Below are 26125 nucleotides of genomic sequence, written 5' to 3' on the forward strand. Positions count from 1 at the left end.
CTTATGAAGCGCAAGCTTATCAGCATTGCAGAAGGAGTTTTATTTGGAGGCAATATTCTGTTGCTCTTTTTACTAGTGTTTGAATCCTATATCTACATTCCTCAATGGATGCAGCCGATAGGACGAATGCATCCTTTGATGCTTCATTTCCCCATAGCCTTGTTGCTCTTGGCTCTTTTGCTTGAATTTTTTCGCTTTAGGCCAGAATTCAAATCCCAGCCTTTCTTTCAAAAATTTTCCGGATATCTGCTTTTGTTATCTGTCTTGACTGGACTCGTAGCTGCCATCATGGGATTGTTTTTGTCACAGGAGGAAGGTTACTCGGGGCAAATGTTGGATTGGCATAAATGGTCGGGAGCAGGAATGGTTTTCTTGGCTACTTTGATTTATGCATTTCGCAATTCCACCTGGTATCAGGAAAAAGTGTCAAAAATTGGAATTGGATTGACCACCCTTTCAATCCTTTTGGCAGGACATTTTGGTGCGTCGCTCACCCATGGGGAAAACTTTATTCTTGAGCCAATCCTCTCATCCAAAGTCCAGATGGTACCCTTCGAGGAGGCACTGGTCTTTGACCATTTGATACTTCCGGTGCTGGAGAACAAATGCAATTCGTGTCACAATCCATCCAAATCAAAAGGGGAATTGAATATGACCAATTTCCGAGCATTAATGAAAGGGGGAGAAAACGGCGTTGTATTTGTCGCTAGCAAACCCGAAGTAAGTGCACTTCTGCAGCGGATTCATTTGCCTGAGGATGATGATGACCACATGCCCCCTTCCGGTAAACCTCAGTTGACCACGGAGGAGATTGCCCTATTGGAGCAGTGGATAAAATCTAACCTTGAACCTGACACGAAGCTGGTTTCATTGCCCGAGACGGATTCCCTTAGAGTCATGTCCATTGGATTTTTTGAGTCACAGTCCCAGAAGGATTTTTTTGATTTTGAGGCAGCAAATCCCAAAACTATCCAAGAGCTCAATACTTCTTATCGGGCAGTTATTCCTTTTGCCAAGAATTCCCCTGCACTAGACGTGGTGTTTTTCAGTGCGGCAAACTTTACTCCAGCCTCCATCGAAGAACTTGCCAAGGTGAGCAAACAAGTCGTCACACTCAACTTGAATAAAATGCCTGTCAAAGACCAGGATATGAAATCCCTCCTGCGTTTTGAAAATCTTATTCGGCTTAATCTGAATTACACTGATATCACAGGCAAAAGTCTTGATGAGTTGGTGAAACTTAAAAATCTCCAACAGCTTTCAGTTTCGGGAACCCAAGTAGATTTTGCTGCCATACAGGAGGCTGCAAAGAAATTCGAAAAGTTGCAAAAGATGATCGTTTGGGAAACTCCAGTGACCAAGTCTGAATTGGAAACACTTAAAAAAGCACATAAAAACATCATTTGGATCGCAGGCAGAGATGACCTGGATGAAGATATTTTGCAATTGAACTTACCTCGACTCGGAAATGACTCTTATATCTTCACAGATACCTTGGCTCTGCAGATCGAACACCCGATCCGGGATGTTGAGATTCGCTATACCCTAGACGGAACGGAACCGGATCGGGAAAATTCTCCGATGTTCGTGACTGGAGAAACAGTCCTGAGGGAAGGAAAGCTAATTAAGGCTCGTGCCTATAAGCAAGGATGGGCTGCCAGTGAGGCAGTGACATTCAATGTATATAAAAACCGATACACCCCGAATTCGGTGATGATTTTGAGTAAAATGAGTAGGGTTCATCCTGCGAATGGTTCCAAAACTTTCTTTGATAAGGAATTGGGGACTTTCAATGCAAATAGCCCCGCTTGGGCGAACAATTGGGCTGGGTTTAGGGGAAATAATATGGAAGTGCTGTTGGAATATGTAGAAAAAGTGGAGGTCAGTTCTATAAGCATGCGTGTCTTGGTAGAACCAAGTAATGTGATTTCTCCTCCTGAATCCATTGAGATTTGGGCTGGGGATGATCCAAATTCCTTGAAGCTAGTGGGGAAAATAAAGCCCAAGCAACCCGCTAAGGAAGGAGAACCCTACATTGAGCTCATTACCTGTGACTTTAAACCTGTCTTGGTGAACTATGTAAAAGTAGTAGCCAAACCTGTGGAAAAAATTGGAGAATGGAGTCGACGAAAAGGTGCCGGTGGTCTTTTACTCGTAGATGAATTGTTTGTGAATTGAAATATTGGAGAACAAATAAGGGACTCGCAGTAGCCTACCTTTTAGAACTGAAAAAGGCTACAGCTCAAAACCATAATCTCTTTCCACCAGGGCTATCCGAGTTTTATAAGCAGCATACCATTTTTCCCGACCGAATTTTTGAGCGATTAAATGGTCTGTATTCGCTTTCCAATTTTTAATTGCATCCAGACTATCCCAATAACTGATGGTGATTCCCAGGCCGTATCGGACACTTTCATAGCCTAAATATCCAGGTTGAAGTTCTGCCAATCGTACCATTTCGTCAGCCATTGCTTCATAGCCGTCTTCAATCTCTGTTCGGAGATTGGAAAAAATCACTGCGTAATAGGGTGGTGGTGGGGTTTTAGCGATCATTTTGATTCGAGATAAGGCAAGTATTCCATATAGTTTGCGGTTTCGATTGCAAGCTTTTCACCAAAGGTTTTTTCCAAAAGATGTAAGGCTAAATCAATCCCTGCTGATATTCCTGCGGCTGTCCAAATAGTGTCGTCACTTTGGACAAACCTCAAACCCGGTCTTGCAATTCCGCTGGGTACAATTCCTTGCATGCTATTAAATACTAGATGGTGGGTACAATAATGCTTTTCATTTAGGAAACCAATCATTCCCAGAATCCTTGAACCAGAACACACACTCATCGTCCATTTAGAATTCAGGATTATTTGCTTAATAAAGGAAAGCAAAGCTGGATTTTGGATTACCTTTTTGGTGCCATCACCACCTGGAATAACCAAATAATTAAATTCTGGAAGATTATCAAAGCCAAAATCAGGCTTGACTTGAAGCCCGTTTTTTGTCCGAATTAAAGAGTCGCTTGCTCCAAAAGTTGAGACTTTTAATTGGGTATAATTTGACATTTGTGAAGCAACAGAAAAAACCTCAAAAGGCCCAGCAAAGTCTAAGACTTCCACTTCGTCAAAAAGAAAAATTCCTACATGCCTCATATAATTTAATTTTGCTCAATAAAGGTAATTTTCTTTTTGGAGGGTTAATAGTTGAAATTTCAAACAATAATTGAATTGTATTTCATTTTAAAAAAGATGGAAGATTACCTATCATTTACAATCTGTTTCCATTTATTTTATTTTCTGGTATTTCTCGCAAAAGGGTGAGACATTTCCTTCATCATTCAGAGTAAGCCCTAGTTTGACTTAAGTCAATTAATTTGGATCGTTTGAAAATGAATCAATTAGCTAGCATAACTTTGTATGCAAGACGAGTAAGTTGAATTTAATATCCAAATTTTCTTTGGCATCCTTATTGAATTCAAAAGATGAAAATCTGAAAAAGTGAACGAGTAAAAAGTTGTAAAATCCCCCCTGAAACCCGGTCTAATCAACCGGGATTTTTTTTGAAATTTTCAGGTGAAAATCTTAAGTCACTTAAAAAAGTATAGTTGACGTAATCTGAAATCGCTAATTATTTGATTAGGCTGTTAAAATATTTATAATTATTTCTAAATAATTTTGCGGTTTGTTTAATTCTGTATCTTTGAATGTTTTATTGAACAAATGATTTCTATTCTCGGCTTAATCACGTTTTTACTTCGCCTGACTTTGGCAATTCAAGGTCAGGTTGTTGCCGTTTTGCCGATTGATTCTTTTGAAGGTAAAAGTTGTGTCGTTCATGAAGGGACTAATCATCAGTTTCATGCTTTAGAAAACTTTGAGAATGGAAATTCCGCTGCGTTGTATGAAGCGGAAAAGGAGGAAAAGAGTGAATCAGAAATCGATTCCTTAGCAAACTTTCTTCATGCTTTATATGAAGCTGGAGTTGCCAAGCAATACAAAAACTATTACAATCCATTTTTCGGAAATAAAGCTTTGTTGGGAGACCGGCATCTTTATGATCTTTTCCATTCCTTGAAGATCCATTTGAGCTAATTTTTGGCCCATAGGGCAAGGATATCCGGGTTTTAACCGGTGCAAATGGCTAACAAGTCATTTGAAATTATTAACTCCAAATTAATTCAAATGAAACATCATTCGAATCACCATGCCTTTGGCATAGTGGAGATCTTGCATGAATTAAAGCATTTTCTCCCTGCCCAAGCCCCACTCAAGGACTTCGTCCATCATAATACTTTGCATGCTTTTCAGCATTTACCATTCTTTCAAGCCCTAAAGCAAGGAAATATTCAATTTGGTTACAAAGGATTTCTTTCGTTGCAGGATTACAGAAAACTCTACCATGAAGGGAAAATCAAGGAGGAAATTCTTCAAAAAATATTGATAGAGAATTTTGGAGAGAAAGATTCCGTCCACTGGGTGGTTAAACTCTTTGATTCAATATACCAAGAGGATCGATTACCCAAACTTGGCGTTTTCCGCGCCCATTGGAAGGATGACAATCATTTTAATTTGGACAAAGTGGTCCATCCATTTCTTTTCAGAATCCTTGCAGCTTATTTCGATCAGGGAATTTCTATTTGGTCATTTCCACTGGAAGCAAACGGTCTTTTGGATGCGGTAAGGATTCTCCATCAGCAGAGTTTCTCCAGAATTCTGAAAAGTCCTCGCACCATCAAACTGTTATTGGATCCGGAGTTAAAGCTGGAATCACTATTGGAAATTCTTGTTGGCAATCCGGAGAGTTATGGCTGGTATCTTTTTGATCAGCAGTTTGCCCATCCAGGTTGGTCGGGGATGGTATCCGTTTTGGAAGATCAGCCTAACTCTCTTTTGGATCCCAAAATCATAAAATTTGAAAATCTGATCAAACTTGAGTGTTTACTCGAAATTGATGCGTTGGACCAGAAGTTTGGCGAAAATTGGAGTCCAATAGGTATTCGATTTCCTCATCCAACCAACGAGCTCTTTGAAAATAGTCCTTTTGAGGAATTGGACATGGTTTTGCAATGCTGGCAGGAAGCTTTCGAATGGAGTTTTTACGATGAAGTGCTTGCAGGTATTGCTGGAGTGAAGCAGGAGAAGGAGCTGACAGATGTTCCGATGTTCCAGGCTTTGTTTTGCATTGATGACCGGGAATGTTCTACCCGACGTCATTTGGAGATTCTAGAACCGGGTTGTGCTACCTATGGCACTCCGGGATTTTTCAATGTGGAATTTTACTATAGACCACAATTTGGAAAATTCAGCACCAAGCTTTGCCCTGCTCCGGTAAGTCCCAAATTTTTGATTAAAGAAAATTCCACCCGAAAAAAGCTGGTTCGGGATGTTCATTTTAATCAGAATAATCATTCTCTTTTTCGAGGTTGGTTAAGTGCACAGACACTAGGGTTTTGGTCTGCTTTGAAGTTGGTTGTGAATATTTTGAGTCCTTCCGCCAGTTCAGCTCTAGAGGTATCCAGTGCCAAACACATGGACCCGGAGAGTACGCTAACCCTTGAATTCACAGGATTGCATGAAGACGGGCTTCAGGTTGGATTCAAACCTGAGGAGATGGCTGACCGAATCGAGGGGTTATTGAGAAGTATTGGTTTGGTTGATCATTTTTCACCCTTGATTTATATCATCGGTCATGGAGCATCCAGCATCAACAATACACACTATGCAGGCTATGATTGCGGTGCCTGTAGTGGTCGTCCAGGTTCTGTTAATGCCAGAGCCGCTGCACAGATGGCCAATTTGCCTATTGTCAGAATGCTGCTTAAGGATCGAGGAATAAATATTCCTGTGCAAACTCAATTTCTTGGGGCTTTACATGATACGACCAAAGATGAGCTGTCCTATTTTGATATCGAGATTTTAAGTGCCGAAAATCGAATCAGCCACGAATCCAATGAATTGATTTTCAATAAAACGATGGAAATTAATGCTTTGGAGCGATCCAGAAGATTTGATACATTATCCAAGGACAAGTCGATTTCCAAATTGCATAGCGCAGTTAAGAAACGAGCCTTTTCTCTTTTTGAGCCAAGACCAGAATACAATCATGCCACAAACGCACTTTGTATAGTCTCTAGAAAGTCAAGCCTTAAGGGCTTATTTCTGGACAGAAGAGCATTCCTGAACTCCTACGATTATCGAAAAGATCCTGAAGGAAAAGCGCTCGCAAAAATCCTTGGTGCCGCTGCACCTGTCTGCGGTGGTATCAATTTAGAGTATTATTTCTCCAGGATGGATAATGAAAAACTCGGTGCCGGGACCAAGCTTCCCCACAATGTTATGGGCTTGATCGGAGTAGCCAATGGAGCTGATGGTGATTTGAGGACAGGCCTTCCTTATCAAATGGTCGAGATTCACGATCCGATAAGATTGTTGATGATTGTAGAGCAAGTTCCTGCTTTGGTTCTCAAGGTGCTTGAGCAAAATCCAGCTACGTATGAATGGTTCAAAAACTATTGGATTCACCTAGTGATCATAGAACCCAGTAGCAGACATTTCCTGAGGTTCAAAGATGGAGGTTTTGAAAGGTATATACCCGAATCCAAGGTGTCCCATCTTTCTCACTTGCAAGACACCCTCCTGGGTTCCAAAGAGAATCTTCCAATCTACCAAATCGACTCAATCTAATGGAACTTTCAACTTGGATTCAGCTAATGATTGGGATACCTTTTATTGGCTTTGTGCTGAGTTTGATGGTGCCGGAGCATCGTGAGAAGCTACTTTCAAAGGTTGCGCTTTATACCACAGGATTTAATTTGCTCAGTCTATTGATCTTTTTGGTTTTCTGGGCCATTCAGGGATTTCATGCATTGAACCTTAAGGAGGTGGTGCTCTATCAAAACCCGGATTTCGTATTCTTGGTGGATTTCTTCTTTGATCGAGTAGGGGCAGTGTATATGGTGATCGGTGGGATGCTGACATTTCTCATCACCTTTTACAGTCGATACTACATGCATCGAGAAAGTGGATACAAGCGGTTTTTCAACACCGTCTTGTTCTTTTATCTCGGCTTCAATATCACGGTGCTAGCAGGTAATTTCGAAACCTTGTTTGTGGGTTGGGAGATTCTGGGTTTGTCTTCCTTCCTTTTGGTGGCGTTCTACAGGGAAAATTACCTTCCCACCAGAAACGCCATCAAAGTCTTTTCGATCTATCGAATTGGCGATGTAGGATTGATTCTCGCCATGTGGGCGAGTCATCATCTTTGGCATGAAAACATCACCTTCCTCAAGCTGAACAACGCTGAATTAGTGTCGGATTTCTTGACGGGTCATTCAGGAATCGGTCTATTTATCGCGCTGATGCTGTTGCTTGCGGCGGCGGCAAAGTCTGCCCAATTTCCATTTTCCTCCTGGCTCCCTCGAGCAATGGAAGGCCCTACGCCATCTTCTGCCATTTTCTATGGCTCACTTTCGGTGCATTTGGGGGTATTTCTCTTGATGCGGACTTTTCCTTTTTGGGAGCATCAAATCACTGTTCGGGTCCTTATCGCCTTGATGGGTTTATTGACAGCAATTGTGTCTACTATGATTGCGCGGGTGCAGACATCGGTCAAAACTCAGATCGGTTACGCTTCTTTGACTCAGATAGGCATCATGTTTATAGAGGTGGCAGCAGGATTGGAAGCCCTTGCTTTAGTGCACTTTGCCGGGAATGCGTTTCTAAGAACCTACCAGTTGCTGATTTCACCTTCGATTGTCGCTTACTTGATTAGGGAGCAGTTTTATGGCTATGAGCCGGTGAACAAAGTGTTCAAGCCTGGCTTCATTCAACGGGTAAAAATGTCTTTCTACGTCTGGAGTTTGAAGGAATGGAACCTTGATAGGTTTATCTCACAAGTTGTATTTGGGCCATTAAAAAAACTGGGACACCGGCTTGATTTCATTACCTATAAATCTTTGCTGTATTACTTTATTCCAAGTTTTTTGATCGGGGTGGTCTTATTGGCAATAGGATACAATTTACCAACAAGGCTACATCAAGTACTGCCGGCGGTTTTCTCTTTTATTGCCCTTCTGTTGGTTTTGAAGTCATTTACCGAACGAAAGTCTGCAAGGCTTGCCTGGACATTGCTCCTTCTAAATCACTTCTGGATGGTTTTGGCGATTGCTGAAAATGAACGGTTTTCGATAGGGGAAATGGCGATTTATTTGAGTGGTGTGTTGGTTTTTGGACTTGCAGGACTGTCGATTATCAATTGGATGAGGAAAAATATTGGGCAGTCGGGACTTTACACTTATCATGGAAATGTGCGGAGGTATCCATTTATTGCTTTTCTGTTTCTTCTCTGTACGCTCGGGATGATGGGATTTCCGATATCCCCGACATTCCTGGGAGTGGATTTGTTGTTTAGCCACATCCATGAAGATCAGTTTTTCCTCGCCTTTTTTGCTGCACTGGCATTTGTTATGGAAGGAATCGCAGCAGTCAGGATTTTTGCCAGGCTTTTTATGGGCAGCAAAAAAGCAAACCCACTTGAGCCTGTACCTATCTTCAAAGTGCTGGGAGGGATTGGGTATTCAAAGAATAATTTCAAGAAAACCATTTTCAAAAAAAATCACTGAATTAATCCAGTTTATGAAAAGTATTCAAAAAATTAATCCTCCAAGCGATGGCTGGAGGGGTTTTATAGAAAATATTGGCGCAGATTCCAAGGCTGGATTTGTGGTGTTTTTATTGGCTATGCCCTTAAGTTTGGGCGTTGCCAAAGCATCGGATTTCCCGCCGATCATGGGACTGGTCACTGCCATCATTGGTGGTATTCTGGTTAGTTTTATTTCAGGATCACGCTTGACGATCAAAGGCCCTGCTGCGGGCTTGATCGTGGTGATCGCTGGAGCTGTCGCCGACTTTGGAGGAGGAGATACAGGATGGAAACTCGCTCTCGGCGCAATGGTCGTGGCAGGTCTTGTACAGATTCTGTTTGGGGTTTTGAAACTGGGGAAACTGGCGGATATCTTTCCGCTTTCGGCGATTCACGGGATGCTGGCAGCGATTGGGATTATCATCATCGTGAAGCAAATTCCTATTTTATTAGACGTAAATCCGGACTTGTACAAGGGTTTGAGCATGATAGGTATGATTACCTCCATTCCAAAATTCTTCGCCAATTTCGATCCACGTGCGACCATGATTGGCGTGTACAGTTTGGCCATTATGCTGGGTTGGCCCTATCTGAAGGACTTCAAACTGGGAAAAATACCAGCTCCACTGATGGTCTTAATCGTGGCAATTCCATCCGAATTGGCCATGGATTTTGTTCATACCGAACCTACCTACGCACTACTTCATGTAGGAAATTTGGTCGAAAATGTCAAGTACAACGCAGATTTCTCCGGGATTTTTCAGACGGGACTTTTTGTGAAATACGTCATCATGTTTGCCTTGGTCGGATCCCTGGAATCACTCTTGACCGTGAAGGCCATCGATATGGCTGATCCTTTCAAACGAAAGTCGAACAATAATAAGGATCTGATAGCTGTAGGGATTGGAAATACGGTGAGTTCTTTATTTGGCGGTATGCCTATGATTTCGGAAGTGGCTCGGAGTGCTGCGAATGTAAGCAATGGAGCTAAAACGCGTTGGGCAAACTTTTTTCATGGCGTTTTCCTTTTAATTTTTGTCTTGGTTGCGACACCTGTGATCGAGATGATTCCCAATGCTGCATTAGCGGCTATGTTGATCACCGTGGGTATAAAGCTTGCTCACCCCAAGGAGTTTATCAATACATTCAAAATCGGGAAAGAGCAGTTGGCTATTTTCTTAGTGACGATTGCTTTCACCATATTTGAAGATTTGTTAATTGGTATCACAGCAGGAATTGTTTTAAAGATGATTCTACATTTGATCAACGGCACACCAATCAGCTCATTTTTCAAGGCGCCAACAGTGGTATCCTTTGACAAAAATGAATATCTCGTGGAAATAGACAAGTCCGCCATCTTCTCCAATTTTCCAGGAATCAAACGTAAACTGGATGAAATTCCTGCTGGATTTAATGTGACGATTGATCTGAAAAACACCAAGCTCGTCGATCACTCGGTAATGGAAAACTTGCACCATTTTCAACATGAGTACGAAGAAAATGGAGGTCATGTCAAGATTATTGGACTGGAAAAGCATCGAGCCGTATCTGATCATCAACTTGCAGCTAGAAAAGTTGTAGTGACTTGAAAATGAAATCTGAAGGAAGAAGTTTTTAGACTTTCATCTAAGAATTCCTTCTTCCTTCAGATACTAAATTTTTTTCAATGGGATTTTTGAATATCAAAGATCTCAGAAATGTAGCTAATCCAAAAAGTGTAAAAGAATTCACCTTTTCCATCAAAAAAATTTTAACCTATAAGACTGAATGGAAAGCTTAAATCCTTCCGATTTTCTTTTAAGCCAATCTTAAGAATAAGCTAAGAAAGTCTGAAGAAGTACCCGATTAAATTTACTTAACAGCCTAAAGGCCAAAGTTTATGAACGAGAAAATGAACCGCATGGAGTTTCTGAAATCCCTAGGATTGAAAGGGGCTTCTCTATTTGCCGTGTACTGTGCAGCATCGGGATTGAGCAGTTGTATCAATGAGAGTATGGATCCGACTTTGCCACCTGGCACCGGTGGAAATGCCAACGAGTTGACACTCGACCTCAATGAACCCACTTACTCCAAGCTAAATACTACGGGAAATTATGTTACCGTTAGCGGTATTGTGATCGCCCGGATTTCAGAAACTGCTTTTGCCGCCGTCACGCAGGTTTGCTCTCATGAGGGAAAGAGGAAAGTATATTTTCGCTCAGGAGAATTTTACTGTCCGGAACATGGAGCACGATTTGATGCTGCTGGAGTAGGTTTGAACTCTGAAGGGAGGAAAGGATTGAAAACTTACCAAACTCAACTGGCAGGAACTACGCTCAAAGTAATCTTATAACCATGAGTCAGATCTTAAGAAAGGTACTTCTTGTAATCGGACTCACGAGCTTGATCTCCATGATTTGGGTGCCGGACGCCATAGCACAGGATGATCTCCTTCAGATGCTGAACCAAGAGCAATCCAAGGAAACGACCTACACGCTTGCCACCTTCAAAGCTTCCCGACTGATCAATGGACAGACCATTGAGACGGTTTCCAAAAACCACCTCAACTTCTGGATTTCCCATCGATTCGGGGCCGTCAACAGTGGCTTTCTGGCTAATTTCTTTGGCTTGGATGAAGCCAAGATTCGATTGGGATTGGAGTACGGTCTGACGGATAATTGGCTGATCGGAGCGGGGAGAAGTTCGCTCGAAAAGACCTATGACATGTACACCAAATACAAGGTGCTCAGGCAATCCAACAAATTCCCCGTCACGGTGACAGGACTTGGAGGTTGGGCCATCAATACGATGGAAACGGGCTATGGGATGGAATCGGGAGCTGAAATGCGCTTCAATGACAATCTGGAGCGGTATTCCTATTGGGGACAGGTCCTGATTGCGCGGAAATTGAATGAGAAACTCTCCCTTCAGGTGATGCCTACATTTCTGCATTTCAACAAAGTCGAGGATCCTTCCATCCCCAATGATCTTTTGGCCTTGGGTCTGGCAGGAAGATATAAACTAACCAAACGCTTTGCGCTTTCTGGCGAGTATTACCATGCCTTTACAGATCCGGGTGCCTATGAAGCGAGTACCGGCAAAACCTATCCCTATCACGATGCCATCTCGATCGGAGTGGATATCGAAACCGGTGGACACGTTTTTCAGCTCCACTTTACCAATTCCCGGGGAATGATCGAGAAGCATTTCATTGGTCAAACTACAGGCGCCTGGCAAGACGGTGACATCTACTACGGATTCAACATCGCAAGGACATTCAGCTTTGACAAAGGCGCTAAACACAAAGACAAATGATGACCAAAATAAAAATGCTGGCAGTGGTTTTTCTGCTTCAAATTGGATATGCGCAAGGGCAATCCTTATATGCTACCTCAACTGGCGAAGTGTCATTTTTCTCGGAGACACCGCTGGAAAATATCCAAGCAGTGAACAAAAAGACAGGGAGTATCATCAATGCCACCTCCAGGGAATTGGCGGTGCAGATGAAAATCACCGATTTTATCTTTCCCAATAAACTCATGCAGGAGCATTTCAATGAGAATTATCTGGAAAGTGAAAAATATCCTAACGCAACATTCAAAGGTAAAATAAAGGAATCGGTAGACCTCAGTGTGCCGGGAACCTATCCTGTAGCCACAGAAGGAAGTCTGACCATCCATGGTGTGACCAAACCTGTGTTGGTGAAAGGCACGATTGTATCAACTGGAAGTGACTTGAAGTTGGATTTCAAGTTCCAGGTTAAACCCGAAGATTATAAGATCGAAGTACCATCCTTGGTAGTGACCAAAATCGCCGAGACGATAGATGTGACTGGAAAAATGATACTTGCCAAAAGATAATAAAACCCTTCTTGCCAAGGGGTTGGAAAATTTATTTTCAAGTTTTTAAACTGAATAGTTTAATGTGTGACCTAACTATAATTATCCCGGTTTATAATGAGGAAGAGGGAATCAGTCGAATTGAAAAGGATTTTCAACCCTTTTTTTCTTCGACTAAACTCAGGGTACGAGTGCTGTTTGTAGACGATGGATCCACGGACCAAAGTCTCTCTCAAATTCATTCTATCTGTGATCGAAATTCCCAGTTTCAATATATCTCTTTGGTTCAAAATAGGGGATTAAGTTCCGCGCTCAAAGCAGGATTTGACCATGCAGTATCCAAGTGGGTAGGCTATATTGATGCAGATCTTCAAACCTCACCGGAGGATTTTTTACTTTTTGAGCCTTACCTGAATGACTTTGACTTGGTGATAGGAAATCGTGTCCACCGAAAGGATAATCTGACCAAGCGATTGACTTCCGAGTTTGCCAATGGATTTCGAAGTTGGCTTTTGGAAGATGGGGTGAGCGATTCAGGTTGTCCACTCAAGATTCTAAAAACAGAAATGGCCCAAAGTCTCCCATTCTTCAAAGGAATGCATCGATTTATCCCCGCTTTGATCTTGATCATGGGCGGGAGCGTTAAGCAGGTGCCAGTCAGGCATTATCCAAGGATGACCGGATATAGTAAGTTTAGCTTCAAAAATCGATTCTGGGGTCCAATAGCTGATACCATCGCTATTCGTTGGATGAAGTCCCGAGTGATCCAATACCAGATCAAGGCGGAAAGTAATCCGGTTGAAGCATGAACACCCATGTCTTGATTGGATTAGGGCTAGTGGCTCAGAGCTTATTTTCTGCCCGATTTCTAATTCAACTTATTCGAAGTGAGAAAGCCGGAAAAGTGGTCAGCCCGGTTATTTTTTGGCAACTTAGTTTGTTTGCATCCTTTTTATTGATGGTCTATGGCACCTTTCGTCAGGATATAGTTATCGTAGGAGGGCAGCTAGTGGGTTATTTGGTCTACATCCGAAATCTTCAGATTCAAAAAGCTTGGGATCTATTTCCCAAATGGACAAGATTCTTTTTTTGGATTTTACCTTTAGTTTTTTTCTTAGATCTGTTTTATTTCCAGTTGGTGGATTTTGATCGCCTGATTGATAATCCTGACATAGATGTTTTGCTTTTGACTTGGGGAAGTGTGGGCCAGGTTATTTTCACGGCTCGTTTTGTGGTGCAGTGGTATGCTTCAGAGCAGCGGCAAGAATCTTATTTTCCCAGGGAATTTTGGTACATCTCCATCGTAGGAGCATTGAGTATTGCTGTCTATGCTTTGGTAAGAAAAGATGCGGTGTTATTTATCGGACAGGCGTTTGGATTAGTCGTCTATGGAAGAAATCTCTGGATGGATCTGAAAAAGACCTCGGGAAAAAGAGAATATCTGCTGGATCGAATTTCAAAATTCCGCTTACCTCTCCTGCTGATAGTTTTGGCTTTGGTACTTTTCTTTAATCTTGGAGCTTGGTCAGTGACCGAATCCAGCGAAGCTCGCTATGCTCAAATAAGTAAGGAGATGTTGGAATCCGGAGATTGGATACACCCGAGCTTGATGGGAATTCATCATTACCACAAGCCACCCTTTACGTATTGGATTACCGCTATTTCCTACCAAATATTTGGAGTATCGGCATTTTCAGCTCGGTTTTTTCTCCAATTGGCAGTCTTGGTTCAAGTGTTTTTGGTATATAAACTTGCGATTCTATTGCTTGATGATCGGAGGAAAGCATTTTTGTCTGCCATGATTTATGCCTCGATCCCGGTAGTCATCGTGGGCTCACGAGCTTTGACCACGGACGCATATCTGACTGCATGGGTTTTGGCGGGGATATATTTTTGGCTTAGGTTCAAAAAAGAGAAAAAGCCTATCAGTAGTCTGCTGAGCTACGTTTGTTATGGATTTGGCTTTTTGACCAAAGGCCCTGTAGTCTGGATCATTCCGATCATTTTGGAAGTGTCCGAATGGATTAGATTCAGGCGAAGACCTCAATTTGGATGGGTTCAGGGGATTGGCTGGATTTTGATGTTGGGGATTGGTCTGAGCTGGTTTGGCATGTTAATGCTTGAGGATTCTCAATTCTTTGATTATTTCGTTTTTAGACATACTGTGGAGCGTTTTGCATCGGATTCCTTTAGTCGGTCTCAGCCATTTTGGTACTATTGGCTATTTTTGATTGGGTCCGCATTTCCTTGGTTTATTTTGTTGATTTGGAAAAGTAAATCTGCGCTCTCTCATTTGAAGTCGCCTCATGCACTTGCTTGGATATGGGTGATTGTGGCCTTACTTTTTTTCTCTGTGAGCAAATCCAAATTGGTTTTGTATATTCTTCCACTCATGGCCGGATTGGCTATTGGAAGTTATCTGACTTGGGAAAAACTTTCCGAAAGAGATCAAAAACTATGGGAAAAAATTCAGCTTGCTTTCCACTTAATACTGCTTTTTGGTTTGCTCACTGCTCCTTTTATGGAGTCCCGACTTGTCCTGAATTACAAGTTTTGGTTTATCTGGATCCTGACATTTTCTACACTTTTGGTCTTTTTCAGATCAGGAATCAGGCAATTAGATCGACCAATTATTTCCGCTTTTGTATTTACGATGGGACTTACGGTCATGTCCACCTACTTCTTTCCCCAAAATCCTGAATTGGGAAATGATACTCGTCGAGTGGTGGAGTGGCTGGAGAAAAATGCAAATGATAGTGATCGCTTGGTCATCTATGATAAGCGCCTACCTTCCATTTCCTTTCAGTCCGAAATTCCCCTCATCTCTGTCTATGATGGAGACGAAAGTCTAAATCGGGAAACACAATTTGAAAAAACGGAGGATTGGAGAAACAACTTGATCAACCTGAAGGAATATCCTGACTGGATTCATCAGACCGAAAACCAAAATGGAATCTGGATGGCAAAATCCAAAAAGAAACTTCCGACTCTATCCAATGGAAAGGGATGGGTACTGCTGGCTGAAGTAGATGGGTGGAGGCTCTGGAAGGTCGAGTAATCAGTCTTTTAGCAAGTTAGGATGTGTGATAAGGTATTGGATTCAAAAAAATTGAAACTCTGAGATAATTATTCCCCGGAGAAAACAATTATTCAAGCGGTGAGGAATAAGAGCTAACTTAAGAATAAGATTTACTAGCCTTATAAACAATGAACAAACCTTCGAATTCTCCTCGAAAATTAATGGAGCACAAGAGCCAAAAAGTTTTGGCTTTTCCATCTTTTTTAATCCGAATGAGTCGCTTTGGATTGTTCGCCTTATCCTTGGTTGTAGTCTCGGTCAGTATTGGGACAATTGGATATTGGGTCTTTGGAGATTTAAGCTGGCTCGACAGTTTTTACATGGCCTGTATGATCCTGACGGGAATGGGGCCTGTGTCAGAAATGAAGACCGATATGTCCAAGCTGTTTTCTTCGTTTTACGCCTTGTACAGCGGAGTGGCTTTTTTGAGTATTACAGCTGTCTTTTTTGCTCCGATCATTCACCGACTGCTTCATATCCTTCATGTGGAGGACTCTAATCCTGAAAACTCATAAACCAATGAATCTGAAAAATATTCAAACCGAAGTTGATGCAGCTTTTCTTTACAAACTTTTGGCAGACCATGAGGAAGACATAAATGTCTCAGCAGTTTTTCGTCAAATGAGTGAGATTGAGCATACCCATGCACTGGCTTTTGCGAAGAAATTCAAGCTTGATGTTGGGCAGCTACCCGGTCCTTCCGGAAGAGCGAAAACACTGGCTTTTATCGGAAAAATCTTTGGCTACGACTATGTACTTGGAGTATTGCTGGATACTGAGAAGAGTATTTCCACTGCAATCGCTGGAGCTAGAAGGAAGTCAAAATCTAGTTCGTCGATTTCGGATACGGCTCATGTTACCATCTTAAAGAATATCCTGAACAGCTCCAAAACTGTCTCAGCCACCAATCTGGCAAGATTTGAAAAGCGACATCGATCCGTGGGAGGCAATGCGCTACGTGCGGCGGTTTTGGGAGGAAATGACGGCCTCGTGTCCAACTTCAGTTTGGTGATGGGCATAGCAGGTGCCACGAGTGGTCAGGAAACAGTCCTTTTGACTGGACTAGCAGGTCTATTGGCAGGCGCATTATCCATGGCGCTGGGAGAGTGGATTTCTGTACGGAGTTCCCAGGAACTATTCGAAAATCAGATGAACCTTGAAATGGAAGAACTGGAAGCCAATCCGGAGGGTGAGGAAAAGGAACTGGCTTTGATCTACCTTTCTAAGGGCGTCCCTGAAATTCAAGCTAGGCAAATGGCTAAGGATGTCATTGGAAATAAAGAACACGCCCATGAGATATTGGTGAAAGAGGAACTGGGAATCAATACCTCAGATTTGCAAGGTTCTGCTATGGAAGCGGCCATCACTTCTTTTGTATTATTTGCGATTGGCGCAGTGATTCCTGTGATTCCATTTTTCTTCTTGGGTGGATTAAAAGCCGTCTTGTTCAGTGCCTTATTTAGCGCAATTGGCCTGTTTGGAATCGGTTCTGCGATCACGCTATTCACCGGAAAGTCCATCTGGTATTCCGGATTTCGTCAGGTACTGTTTGGCTTAGCTGCAGCTGCGATTACATTCGGTATTGGCAGATTGATCGGAGTTTCGATTGCGGGGTAAGGGGTTTTGATTTATTCCTTTGAATTCTCCTTGACCTTCTTCAGCAAGTCTTCTAAGTAGTCAACCTGAACCTCCTGTATTTCAAGCAATTTCTTGTTTTGGTGAACGAGTAAGTGGTCAATTTTTTCGCTCAGGAGCTTGATTTCAAGTTCGGCTTTGAGGTTGATTTTGTAGTCATGCTCTGCGCGCTGTCGGTCTTTTGATTCTTGTCGGTTTTGACTCATCATGATGATCGGTGCCTGTATCGCTGCAAGGCAGGAGAGTATCAGATTCAACAGGATAAAAGGAAAAGGATCAAATGGTCGGGTTATCAAGATAAATGCATTGACAAAAATCCATCCTAATAAAAATGAAAAGAAGGAAATGATGAATGTCCAGCTTCCTCCAAACGTTGCAATTCGATCCGCCATGCGTTCACCAAGAGTAAGCTTGGCTTCAATTCCATCTTCAATTTTTTCTGAGAGTACGGAGTTTTCACGGATAGCTTTCATTACATCTTGATCCAAGAGTGCGAGTTCACCTCGTTCCTGTTCCATTAAGCTCGTCAGATAAAGCCTCCTGTAAAGATTAAGTTCGAAAAGTGAGATATAACTGTCCACTGCAAATCCGGGATGATCTCTGAGGATCAATTCAAAAATTCCCGCCCGAATATCAGATCCTTGGATGCTTTCGCCATTAGGGATTGGCTTTTTACTGATGAAGCTCGTTCTCATACATATTCGAAAAATTGCAGAACAAAAATTGGGGAGAAAAATTGGGAAACCCAATCTAAAATCTGAAAATTCAATTGACTGTTACCTTTCATTTCAAATTCAAATAAGGCCTAAATTAGGAATCTGCATTCGAATTGTAGAATCAAACTCATAGATGCAACGCAATATTTGAAAAATTTCAAAAAAAAACGCACCCATTTCTGGACGCGGATTAATACTTTGTTTGTCCTGGTGGAATTAATTTCACTTACAACGCTTGGACTGAAGTTGCACTTTATTTGCAGCTGAGAAGAAGGAAGGAAATCCAAATCATTTCAGTGATAAGCCACCATCTAGATGATACTTTGCCGATTCGACATCAACAGGATATCGAATATCGGATGTTTGATTAATAGTCGATCCGTTATCCAAAACTGTCCAAACTGCATACTTTCCAATAAAGGTAGGATCAGACCCTTTCGTGATTATTCCTGTGATTCGAGCGGTCTTGCAATCTTTTTCAAACACGATACTATCTACCTCCCCCTGTGCGTCAGAGACGGATTTCCCTTGCAGATCAAAATTATAAACTTCAAATGTGCCTTCGACTACTTTATCCTTTATTTTGGCATAATAAGAATGAACTTCAGACGAACTTTTATAAAGCAATTTGCCATCAAAATCCAAAGAAACATTTGTTGCTTGAACGGTTCCTTCACCTTCAATCCATGGAAAAGTCTTAGCGTTTTCATCAAGACAACTTGAAGTCAGACCGATTAAAATCATAAAGAAAACGCATCGCCAACTAGTTATAATTGAGGCATTCATAAGAAAAATTTTTAATTTGGATCAAAGACAAGAAATGTAATAAATGACTGTACCTACTTATATTAGATAATTGAAAATTTTAAGCTAATTATGTTTTTTAAGTGGACTGTTTAGGTATGAACTCCAATTAGGAATAAAAAGTTGTGGATTTTTATGGCGTTCTAATTAGCATGATTTTTGAAAAAAATTGAAGTCTAATTTATTTATAAGTATAAATACCCTTATATAAATAAAACAGCCAAATTTCATCCAGATATCCCCTTAATTCAATTTTTACACCATTTTTTCACAAAAAATAAGGGATAAATTTTCCCCGCTTTGAGAAATATAAGTGAGATATTTAGATTTAATTTTACCAAAAAAATTCTAAATAAGTAAAAATAAAATTTTTACAACATCAATATTATTCATTCGGACTAGAAATTAAATTAGAATGAATTGGACATTTAATTGTCTAATCTATGCACACTATTGTTTTAAGATATTTTTATACACCAAACCATCTTTTATGATCAACAAAAGATTTTTTTCTGGCTCGGTGATCAGCTCCAAATTTTGAATCAGATTGCCATCTATTATAAGCAAATCGGCCAAAGCCCCTTCTTCAATAACTCCTAATTTACCGGTGTAAGGACTTCTTTTTCCAGAAAGAGCCAGTAATTCTCCGTTGTTGCTGGTCGCCATTTGAAGAATTTCGGCATTGCTAAACCAGCGTTTCATTTTTAGTAGTTGAACTCCCGGTTGTGCGGCCTTTTTTGCATCAAAAAGCACGTCAGTGCCATAGGCTATTTTCATCTTATACTTTTTAGCAAGTTCAAAGGCCGTATCTGTTCCTTGGTACATTTCCAGCTGTTTTGCTCGACTTTCCGGACTTAATACACCTTTATCACCCTCATCTACAAAGGGCTGAAGACTCCAGAAAACTCCATTTTCCACCATAATTTTGACAGTTTCTTCATCGATCAGCTGACCATGGTCTATACAGCGAACTCCAGCTCGTATCGCCTGCTGAATCGCGCGAGGTGTGTAGGCATGCACAGTGACATAGGTTCCCCAGTTTTCGGCTGCCTCCACTGCAGCGCGAATCTCGGCCTCGGTATATTGAGTGACATCGAGGGGGTCGTAGATAGACGATACACCTCCTCCTGCCATGAGTTTGATCTGACTGGCTCCGAGCATCAGCTGTTCCCGAGCTTTGAGTCTGACGCCATCAGGGGTATCAGCTATTGCCGCGGCATTGATCCGCTCGGCATAGCTCAATCCATTGGATGGATCCGAGGGAACATCGTTGGGAAGTCGAAAATCACCATGACCTCCCGTTTGAGAAATAAATGCACCCGAAGGCCAGATCCGAGGGCCGGCAATGATACCTGCGTCAATCGCTTGTTTGAGTCCGAAGACTGGTCCACCCAAATCCCGAATGCTGGTAAAGCCCCGCATTAGCAGCGCTTCAGCACTTTTCCCAGCCACAAGATTGACAAAGCCAAGATTACCTGTGAGTAAAGCTATTTGAGACAGATTGGCAAACATCGCATGGTAATGCGCGTCGATCAAACCCGGCATAAGAAATTTTCCTTTTCCATCGATGATTTGAACGTTCGTACCTCGATTCGTAGGGATGGGAGCATTGGAGACTTTGCTGATTACATTTCCTTCGATGAGGACATTTCCACGGATTGTAGCTTGGTCCTTTCCATTAAAGATTTCAACATTATTGATTAGAATAGTTTTCTTTTGTCCAAAGAGACTAGTGGAGACTAGCCAAAATAAAATGCCGAATGTTGTAAAAAAGGTGGTTCTAAAAATTGTCATAAAGAGCTAATTAATTTTGATTTAGGAATTTAAAAACGATAATTATTTTTAAAACTGAATTAAAGGGAGTCTGTTTCCCACCAAAGGGTAAAATTTTTTAATTTTTTGTTTGAAAAAAATTGAAGTAATGGGATCTCTCATTTTTGATTTTGTCTTCTACTTTCACATTTGATTCAGGGAATTTGCAGGCGTATAGGGTTGTTTTGGCCCTTCCATAAGAATGAACCAGACACACAAATATTACCTTTTCAAACTCTCCAATACCAATCTGACCAACTCCGCTTTATCACCATTCGGGATCCAGCGTGCAACGATAACCAAGTCATTTTCCTGATCCACGTAGATCATGTTCGTTCCGGCACCAATATGCATGTAAGCAGTTTTTGGAGCTGCGGGTGCCAGTTTTAGATCATGATTCAGGAAATAATTCATAAAACCATAATCAGGTTGAGCAGGAGTAGGGGTGCGGGATTTCTCAATCCAGGAAGTTGGTATCAACTGTTTACCCTTCCAGTTGCCATTTCTCAAAGTCAAATAGCCAAATCTTGCCTGGTCCCAAGCCGACAGCATCATGCCGCCGCCCCAATGCGAACCTCCACTAATAGATTGCATGATTTGCCCGTCAAGGATCACAAAAGAATTCTCATATCCTGTCCATCTCCAAGTATCGGAAGCGCCGATTGGATCCATGATACGATCCTTTAGTACTACTGGAAGTGGTTTTCTCCAGACGTTCAACAGTGCCAAAGCCAAGACATTGACCCGAGTGTCGTTGTATTCGTAGGCCGTTCCTGGTGCAAATCGAGCACGGGTTCTCCATTCATTTGCAGCCCCACTTGGTCTATCTGCCCAATCAGGCTTTCCCCAAAGGCTTCCTTCCCAATCAGATGTTTGGCGGAGAAGATCATCCCATCGAATTTTCCGATTATGTTCGGTGGCAAACAGCTCGAATACATCTTCCTCGTTCAAATGATCAGACTTATTCATCATTGATTTCACCGGATCATAAGGATAGATCGGTGCCATATAGGGATAGACCAAGTCATTCTCATCTTTTATCAAGCCTTCCGCTACAGCCAAACCTGCCGTTGTAGAAAGAATGCTTTTTGCTACGCTGAATGTTAAATCCACTCGCTCCGGTTCACCCCACTGTCCTACGACATAGCCTTTGTAGATAATCAATCCCGACGCAGGACCTCGAGTTTTCATCGGGCCAATTGGGTACCCAAAAGGTTCCCGTCCAAAGGCACTTTCATAATGTGCGATCTTGAGGTTTGGGTTTTGCTCACTTTCATGCGTTTTAGCAAACTCAATGGCCTCATTTATTTTAGCATCATTAAGCCCGAGTTCAGCTGGTTTCTTCATCTGCCAGTTATTTTTTTCGGGGAAATAAGTCTGGGCTTGGACCGAGATGGCGATTAGGAAGAAGGAAAGAATGAGAATTTGCTTTTGCATAGGAAAGGGATTTGATGCGATTTTAGGGATTTTTGAGTTTTGGGAAAAACCTCCTGTAAAAACATTCCTTTTCAAGTGGTGTCAGAAAACTCTTTTATGAAATGGTGGTTTTGTAAATTGAGGCGACAAATTATATGATTTATTTTACGAGGTGGGTAAGCCTTTTTATTTTTAACTAATATCCAATCCATGGAAGAAGAAAAAATATACATTATCGGTGCCGGTTTGTCCGGTTTAATCGCAGCATTGGAACTTGAAAAATCTGGTTTTTCACCTGTCATTCTGGAGTCAAGTGAGGGAATTGGAGGTAGAATGAAAACCGATGAGGTGGATGGTTTTCTTTTGGATCATGGATTTCAGGTATTGAATACAGCATATCCCGAGGCGAAAAAATACCTCGATTTTCAGGCATTGCGACTCAAAACTTTTGACCCCGGAGCGGTGATATTTGAGGGAAAAAATTCCTATATCATTACCGACCCAATGAGAAATCCACTCAAAATCGTCGGAATGGCATTTTCTAAAGTGGGAACCTTCCTTGATAAGGTTAAGATGTTTACCCTAACTCAGGAAGTAAAGAAGAAATCCAATGAGGCAATTTTCAATGAACCTTCTGTGCCTACTCATCAATACTTGAAGGATTATGGTTTTTCGGATCAGATTATTGACAATTTCTTCAAACCTTTTTTTCGAGGGATTTTTCTTGAAAAACATCTGAATACTTCTTCCAGAATGTTTGAGTTTGTCTTCAAGATGTTTGCCTTGGGCAATGCTGCAGTTCCTGAAAATGGTATGGGTGAAATCCCTTCTATGATTCACCGTCAATTAATTAAAACTCAGCTATACTTTAATCATCCGGTAGAAAAAGTTGAGGGTAAGAAAATTCATATGGCAAATGGAGAGGTATTGGAAGCAGACCGGATCATCATTGCCGTGCAACCAGATAAAGTGATGAAGCAGCTACAAGGACAGTTTGCTCCTTCGCATAAGGTAATCAACCTGTATTTTTCTACTTTGAAATCTTTCCTTGCCCGACCGATGATTGGATTGATTCCGGGAGATAATCATTTGGTGAATAATATTGTCTACATGGATGATGTGTCCAAAGCCTATTCAACCAATGGAAGAGCCCTGCTTTCTGTATCAGTTCTCGAGTCTAGCTTAGGAGAAAAAGAATTGGTAAAAGGGGTTCAGGTGGAAATGGAAGCTATTTCTGGCATTAAGGCTGAGTATTTCAAATTTGTGAAAGCCTACCATATTCCTTATGCTTTGCCGAATTTGGATGATATGAAATACAGCGTACCCTTCACTGAATGTAAAATTACCGATCATGTTTACCTCGCGGGAGACTACCTGCTGAATGGATCCATCAATGCGGCTATGACTTCGGGTAGGACTGCTGCTGAGGCGGTGTTGCATAGCTATATGCCGACGCATTAAGGCTTTCACCACGGACATTGAGAGAAATGAATTAGGACTCTTGAACTTTCTTGCAGCCTCAATCTCAGAATCCATTTCAAACTTTTTTGAGGACGCAGAGAAAAGCTAAAGCTTTTTGGGTTTGCCACTAAGTTCAAAAGGCGCAAAGGTAATCAGTTGAAATCTGTGACTTTTTCTGCTAGATTCTGCGGGAAAGAAATTTTACTACGGAGCAAACGGAGAAACCAAAGTTTAGGGATCAGACCCTGCTTAGGACTATTAACCTTAAAGGCTCAATTGGTCTTTTTCAAGTTCACGGAGGGGAAAAGCTAAAGCTTTTTGTTTTTTACCGAAAGGAGCGCAAAGGAATTTTACTTCAGAGGCCACTGAGAAAAGGGTTTTGAGAATTCTGATTCTTGTAAGAGCCTTGATTCTTGCTAGCAAATCAGACCTATTTCAAGGTCTCATAAGAGAAAATCTGGCGCATTTCTTTTGGCGCAAAAAAGGTCGCTGAATTTCGCAGACTTACCTGACGTCAGTCAGGTTTCCTTTGCGGCTATGCGGTTTAATTACAGAACCTTTGGCTTTTTCTCCAAACTCTATAGTTAAATTCTAAAACAGTCAAGTAACAACTATGCTTATCCGTGCTATCTGTGAGCACATTAGAATCTAGATTGAATTATATTCGTTAGGTTTCTTAGCTAGCCATGATCTTCCTCCAAAAAATATCGCTACCTACTGGCAATTCCCGACAATTTCCTTTTAGCATTCCAGCTTTTAAGGATTTGGATTCGGTGGATTTCAAAAGTCCGATAACGGTTTTTGTTGGAGAGAATGGCTCGGGAAAATCTACTTTGCTGAAAGCTTTGGCCATGAAAATAAATCTGCCTGCTATTGGGAGTACAGATTTGGAGCAGGATGATACCTTGACAGGATTTCGGGAATTCAGTGAAGGAATTATCACCAGATGGGAGCGAACCAAAACCTACAGAGGCTTCTTCTTTCGTGCAGAAGATTACTTTGGATTTGTTAAACGATTGAGATCCATCGATCAGGAGTTGAAAGGGGACATCGTTGATTTTGAGAAAAACCTAAGTGGTTATGGACTCAAAGTCGCCGTTGGAGCAATTCATGGTCAAAAGGAGGCTTTACAGCGCAAATACGGTGATCTCACCCAAGTCTCACATGGTGAAGGTTTCCTCAAAGTACTTCAAAGCCGCATTCAACCCGAAGGAATTTACCTGATTGATGAACCTGAAGCAGCGCTTTCTCCTCAGCGTCAACTTGCGCTTTTCTCCATGATTAAAAATCTGGCGGTCAATGAAAACTGTCAGTTTATCATCGCCACGCATTCACCAATTTTAATGAGTTTACCCGATGCCCAGATTCTTCAGTTTGACGAATCAGTGCATCAAGTATCCGTTGAGGAGACAGAGCATTTTTCGATAATGAAAAACTTCCTCAATAATCCTGAAGCGTTTTTGAGATTTCTTTAGCCGACAAAAAGATTCCGACCTATCATAGGATCGATAAGTGCATTATTAACAGCTTCTGGATTTGATTTTAGCCAATCTAAGGGTTCTAAAAGCGGTTCATCAGAAAGGTCAAAAGTGCCAAAATGCATTGGAATGAAGTGTTTTCCACCCATCTCATTAAAAACTTTCGCAGCATCCATGGGGCTGATATGGGATGAATTCATAAACCACTCAGGCTTAAAAGCACCAACTCCCATCAATGCGTAATCAGGAGAACCCATCGTTTCAGAAATCAATTTGAAGTGCGGTCCATAACCCGAATCACTCATGAAATAGACGGATTTGTCATCACTTTCGATGTAATAACCGCCCCAAAGTCGTTGATTGGTGTCCATCAAACCTCTTCGCGACCAATGCCGATTAGGTAGATAGGTGATTCGAAGAGATTCCTTCAAATCATACGATTGAAACCAACCAGCTTCCTGAATTTTGTTTTTTGGCATCCAGGATTGTATCAAAGGAGCCATATTCATTCCTGTAAGGATTTGCGCCTGCGGCAAAAGTTCTCCCAAAAGCTTTAGTGTAGCTTCATCACAGTGATCCCGGTGATCGTGAGAAATCAAGATGTAATTCACATCTCTAATTTGCTCGGGTACGATTGGCAGTTCCGAATTGCGCTTCAGAACCCAATTATCCAACCAAACAGGATCAGTGAGAATGGTAATCCCGGCAATGTGAATGAGGTAACTGGCATGCCCAAGCCAGATCAATTCATCTTTGCCATTGGGCTTGAAGGTGCCAATTTGCTCTACTTCAAGGCGACGTTTATCTGCTTTCTTTTCTTCCTGCTGTGGATTTTTACCCAATTTCCACTTAAGAACAGCTGCCAAACTTGCCTCAAATGGATAATATAAATTTTGAAAAGTACCATCGCTGAGACGGGGAGTGCCTTTCCAGCCATCGGGAACTTTGTCGTAGGGGAGTTTGGGATTAGAGGTATGGTTCAAGGTAGTAGGTTCGTTTAAATCCAAGTTGGACAGAATAATTCCCGCAGGAATCACGGCAGCCAAACTGGTAATAAAAGTTCTTCTTTGCATTAGGGTTAGATTACTGAAAACAAACCCTTAATCGGGATAAAAAGTTGCTCATGGTTGTTTTGTTAATCTTACCGTTTGTTTTCAGACGGAATTTTTTTTTGAATTCCTTCAAAAGCAAAAGCCGATCCAGAACTTGATCTGGAGCGGCTTTTTTATAATAGTGAAAAACATTCTCGATTGTACTGCAAATGAAGGAGTTTTT

21 protein-coding genes are annotated in these 26125 nt (G+C 41.6%); 14 read left to right on the forward strand and 7 right to left on the reverse strand.

Annotated features, from left to right (window positions below):
* Nucleotides 1-3 precede the first annotated feature (3 nt).
* Nucleotides 4-2178 (forward strand): c-type cytochrome domain-containing protein, encoded by a 2175-nt coding sequence (locus ACK4HU_RS00365; RefSeq protein WP_409802758.1) that lies wholly within the window; start codon nucleotides 4-6, stop codon nucleotides 2176-2178.
* 57 nt (nucleotides 2179-2235) lie between these two features.
* Here ACK4HU_RS00365 and ACK4HU_RS00370 read toward each other — a convergent pair whose 3' ends face one another.
* Both ACK4HU_RS00370 and ACK4HU_RS00375 read right to left on the reverse strand, forming a co-directional pair.
* A complete protein-coding gene (locus tag ACK4HU_RS00370; RefSeq protein ID WP_409802759.1) occupies nucleotides 2236-2553 on the reverse strand; it encodes an antibiotic biosynthesis monooxygenase family protein in 318 nt (105 codons plus the stop codon).
* Complete coding sequence (locus ACK4HU_RS00375; RefSeq protein WP_409802761.1) at nucleotides 2550-3143, reverse strand: DJ-1/PfpI family protein; 594 nt, start codon at nucleotides 3141-3143, stop codon at nucleotides 2550-2552. The genes ACK4HU_RS00370 and ACK4HU_RS00375 overlap by 4 nt, the downstream gene beginning before the upstream one ends.
* 567 nt (nucleotides 3144-3710) lie before the next feature.
* Here ACK4HU_RS00375 and ACK4HU_RS00380 point away from each other — a divergent pair.
* The 11 genes from ACK4HU_RS00380 to ACK4HU_RS00430 all read left to right on the forward strand — a co-directional run bounded on the left by ACK4HU_RS00380 (nucleotide 3711) and on the right by ACK4HU_RS00430 (nucleotide 17145).
* Nucleotides 3711-4082, forward strand: coding sequence for a hypothetical protein (locus tag ACK4HU_RS00380; RefSeq protein ID WP_409802763.1), 372 nt, complete (start codon nucleotides 3711-3713; stop codon nucleotides 4080-4082).
* A gap of 90 nt (nucleotides 4083-4172) precedes the next feature.
* Entirely contained in the window at nucleotides 4173-6674 is a 2502-nt protein-coding gene (locus ACK4HU_RS00385) for a YbcC family protein (protein WP_409802765.1), read from the forward strand.
* Nucleotides 6674-8611 carry a proton-conducting transporter membrane subunit gene (locus ACK4HU_RS00390; RefSeq protein WP_409802767.1) on the forward strand — a complete coding sequence of 646 codons (1938 nt, stop codon included), beginning with the start codon at nucleotides 6674-6676 and terminating at the stop codon, nucleotides 8609-8611. The genes ACK4HU_RS00385 and ACK4HU_RS00390 overlap by 1 nt, the downstream gene beginning before the upstream one ends.
* A gap of 13 nt (nucleotides 8612-8624) precedes the next feature.
* Entirely contained in the window at nucleotides 8625-10220 is a 1596-nt protein-coding gene (locus tag ACK4HU_RS00395) for a SulP family inorganic anion transporter (RefSeq protein ID WP_409802769.1), read from the forward strand.
* Between the two features lie 290 nt (nucleotides 10221-10510).
* Nucleotides 10511-10963 carry a Rieske (2Fe-2S) protein gene (locus ACK4HU_RS00400; protein ID WP_409802771.1) on the forward strand — a complete coding sequence of 151 codons (453 nt, stop codon included), beginning with the start codon at nucleotides 10511-10513 and terminating at the stop codon, nucleotides 10961-10963.
* A gap of 2 nt (nucleotides 10964-10965) precedes the next feature.
* Complete coding sequence (locus tag ACK4HU_RS00405) at nucleotides 10966-11925, forward strand: DUF5777 family beta-barrel protein (protein ID WP_409802773.1); 960 nt, start codon at nucleotides 10966-10968, stop codon at nucleotides 11923-11925.
* Nucleotides 11922-12470, forward strand: coding sequence for a YceI family protein (locus tag ACK4HU_RS00410; RefSeq protein WP_409802775.1), 549 nt, complete (start codon nucleotides 11922-11924; stop codon nucleotides 12468-12470). Before ACK4HU_RS00405 ends, ACK4HU_RS00410 begins: the two co-directional genes overlap by 4 nt.
* A 62-nt stretch (nucleotides 12471-12532) precedes the next feature.
* On the forward strand, nucleotides 12533-13258 hold the full coding sequence (locus ACK4HU_RS00415) for a glycosyltransferase family 2 protein (protein WP_409802777.1): 726 nt from the start codon (nucleotides 12533-12535) through the stop codon (nucleotides 13256-13258).
* Nucleotides 13255-15507 carry a lipid-A-disaccharide synthase N-terminal domain-containing protein gene (locus ACK4HU_RS00420; protein ID WP_409802779.1) on the forward strand — a complete coding sequence of 751 codons (2253 nt, stop codon included), beginning with the start codon at nucleotides 13255-13257 and terminating at the stop codon, nucleotides 15505-15507. Before ACK4HU_RS00415 ends, ACK4HU_RS00420 begins: the two co-directional genes overlap by 4 nt.
* Before the next feature lie 182 nt (nucleotides 15508-15689).
* Nucleotides 15690-16043 carry a hypothetical protein gene (locus tag ACK4HU_RS00425; protein WP_409802780.1) on the forward strand — a complete coding sequence of 118 codons (354 nt, stop codon included), beginning with the start codon at nucleotides 15690-15692 and terminating at the stop codon, nucleotides 16041-16043.
* Nucleotides 16044-16047: 4 nt separating this feature from the next.
* Nucleotides 16048-17145, forward strand: a complete 1098-nt coding sequence (locus tag ACK4HU_RS00430; RefSeq protein ID WP_409802782.1) for a VIT1/CCC1 transporter family protein — start codon at nucleotides 16048-16050, stop codon at nucleotides 17143-17145.
* Nucleotides 17146-17156: 11 nt separating this feature from the next.
* On the opposite strand, the gene ACK4HU_RS00435 is transcribed toward ACK4HU_RS00430, so the two are convergent.
* From ACK4HU_RS00435 to ACK4HU_RS00450, 4 genes are all read right to left on the reverse strand, one after another.
* Nucleotides 17157-17858, reverse strand: coding sequence for a DUF1003 domain-containing protein (locus ACK4HU_RS00435; protein WP_409802784.1), 702 nt, complete (start codon nucleotides 17856-17858; stop codon nucleotides 17157-17159).
* Between the two features lie 309 nt (nucleotides 17859-18167).
* On the reverse strand, nucleotides 18168-18665 hold the full coding sequence (locus ACK4HU_RS00440) for a hypothetical protein (RefSeq protein WP_409802786.1): 498 nt from the start codon (nucleotides 18663-18665) through the stop codon (nucleotides 18168-18170).
* Nucleotides 18666-19133: 468 nt separating this feature from the next.
* On the reverse strand, nucleotides 19134-20477 hold the full coding sequence (locus ACK4HU_RS00445; protein ID WP_409802788.1) for an amidohydrolase family protein: 1344 nt from the start codon (nucleotides 20475-20477) through the stop codon (nucleotides 19134-19136).
* A gap of 240 nt (nucleotides 20478-20717) precedes the next feature.
* Nucleotides 20718-21932: a serine hydrolase domain-containing protein gene (locus ACK4HU_RS00450; protein WP_409802790.1), complete on the reverse strand. Its 1215-nt coding sequence runs from the start codon at nucleotides 21930-21932 to the stop codon at nucleotides 20718-20720.
* A 189-nt stretch (nucleotides 21933-22121) separates the two neighbouring features.
* Between ACK4HU_RS00450 and ACK4HU_RS00455 the strand changes: the two genes are divergently transcribed.
* Nucleotides 22122-23372 carry an NAD(P)/FAD-dependent oxidoreductase gene (locus tag ACK4HU_RS00455; protein WP_409802792.1) on the forward strand — a complete coding sequence of 417 codons (1251 nt, stop codon included), beginning with the start codon at nucleotides 22122-22124 and terminating at the stop codon, nucleotides 23370-23372.
* 686 nt (nucleotides 23373-24058) lie between these two features.
* Nucleotides 24059-24847: an AAA family ATPase gene (locus ACK4HU_RS00460; protein WP_409802794.1), complete on the forward strand. Its 789-nt coding sequence runs from the start codon at nucleotides 24059-24061 to the stop codon at nucleotides 24845-24847.
* Here ACK4HU_RS00460 and ACK4HU_RS00465 read toward each other — a convergent pair.
* Nucleotides 24844-25923, reverse strand: a complete 1080-nt coding sequence (locus ACK4HU_RS00465) for an MBL fold metallo-hydrolase (RefSeq protein WP_409802795.1) — start codon at nucleotides 25921-25923, stop codon at nucleotides 24844-24846. The two genes, ACK4HU_RS00460 and ACK4HU_RS00465, sit on opposite strands and share 4 nt — an antisense overlap.
* Nucleotides 25924-26125: the final 202 nt, after the last annotated feature.

Source organism: Algoriphagus sp., assembly GCF_046296635.1.
GTDB lineage: Bacteria > Bacteroidota > Bacteroidia > Cytophagales > Cyclobacteriaceae > Algoriphagus.

Coding starts and splice junctions, on each gene's coding strand:
- ACK4HU_RS00365 (WP_409802758.1), top strand. CDS start 4: ATGAAGCGCAAGCTTATCAGCATTGCAGAAGGAGTTTTATTTGGAGGC.
- ACK4HU_RS00370 (WP_409802759.1), bottom strand. CDS start 2,553: ATGATCGCTAAAACCCCACCACCACCCTATTACGCAGTGATTTTTTCC.
- ACK4HU_RS00375 (WP_409802761.1), bottom strand. CDS start 3,143: ATGAGGCATGTAGGAATTTTTCTTTTTGACGAAGTGGAAGTCTTAGAC.
- ACK4HU_RS00380 (WP_409802763.1), top strand. CDS start 3,711: ATGATTTCTATTCTCGGCTTAATCACGTTTTTACTTCGCCTGACTTTG.
- ACK4HU_RS00385 (WP_409802765.1), top strand. CDS start 4,173: ATGAAACATCATTCGAATCACCATGCCTTTGGCATAGTGGAGATCTTG.
- ACK4HU_RS00390 (WP_409802767.1), top strand. CDS start 6,674: ATGGAACTTTCAACTTGGATTCAGCTAATGATTGGGATACCTTTTATT.
- ACK4HU_RS00395 (WP_409802769.1), top strand. CDS start 8,625: ATGAAAAGTATTCAAAAAATTAATCCTCCAAGCGATGGCTGGAGGGGT.
- ACK4HU_RS00400 (WP_409802771.1), top strand. CDS start 10,511: ATGAACGAGAAAATGAACCGCATGGAGTTTCTGAAATCCCTAGGATTG.
- ACK4HU_RS00405 (WP_409802773.1), top strand. CDS start 10,966: ATGAGTCAGATCTTAAGAAAGGTACTTCTTGTAATCGGACTCACGAGC.
- ACK4HU_RS00410 (WP_409802775.1), top strand. CDS start 11,922: ATGATGACCAAAATAAAAATGCTGGCAGTGGTTTTTCTGCTTCAAATT.
- ACK4HU_RS00415 (WP_409802777.1), top strand. CDS start 12,533: ATGTGTGACCTAACTATAATTATCCCGGTTTATAATGAGGAAGAGGGA.
- ACK4HU_RS00420 (WP_409802779.1), top strand. CDS start 13,255: ATGAACACCCATGTCTTGATTGGATTAGGGCTAGTGGCTCAGAGCTTA.
- ACK4HU_RS00425 (WP_409802780.1), top strand. CDS start 15,690: ATGGAGCACAAGAGCCAAAAAGTTTTGGCTTTTCCATCTTTTTTAATC.
- ACK4HU_RS00430 (WP_409802782.1), top strand. CDS start 16,048: ATGAATCTGAAAAATATTCAAACCGAAGTTGATGCAGCTTTTCTTTAC.
- ACK4HU_RS00435 (WP_409802784.1), bottom strand. CDS start 17,858: ATGAGAACGAGCTTCATCAGTAAAAAGCCAATCCCTAATGGCGAAAGC.
- ACK4HU_RS00440 (WP_409802786.1), bottom strand. CDS start 18,665: ATGAATGCCTCAATTATAACTAGTTGGCGATGCGTTTTCTTTATGATT.
- ACK4HU_RS00445 (WP_409802788.1), bottom strand. CDS start 20,477: ATGACAATTTTTAGAACCACCTTTTTTACAACATTCGGCATTTTATTT.
- ACK4HU_RS00450 (WP_409802790.1), bottom strand. CDS start 21,932: ATGCAAAAGCAAATTCTCATTCTTTCCTTCTTCCTAATCGCCATCTCG.
- ACK4HU_RS00455 (WP_409802792.1), top strand. CDS start 22,122: ATGGAAGAAGAAAAAATATACATTATCGGTGCCGGTTTGTCCGGTTTA.
- ACK4HU_RS00460 (WP_409802794.1), top strand. CDS start 24,059: ATGATCTTCCTCCAAAAAATATCGCTACCTACTGGCAATTCCCGACAA.
- ACK4HU_RS00465 (WP_409802795.1), bottom strand. CDS start 25,923: ATGCAAAGAAGAACTTTTATTACCAGTTTGGCTGCCGTGATTCCTGCG.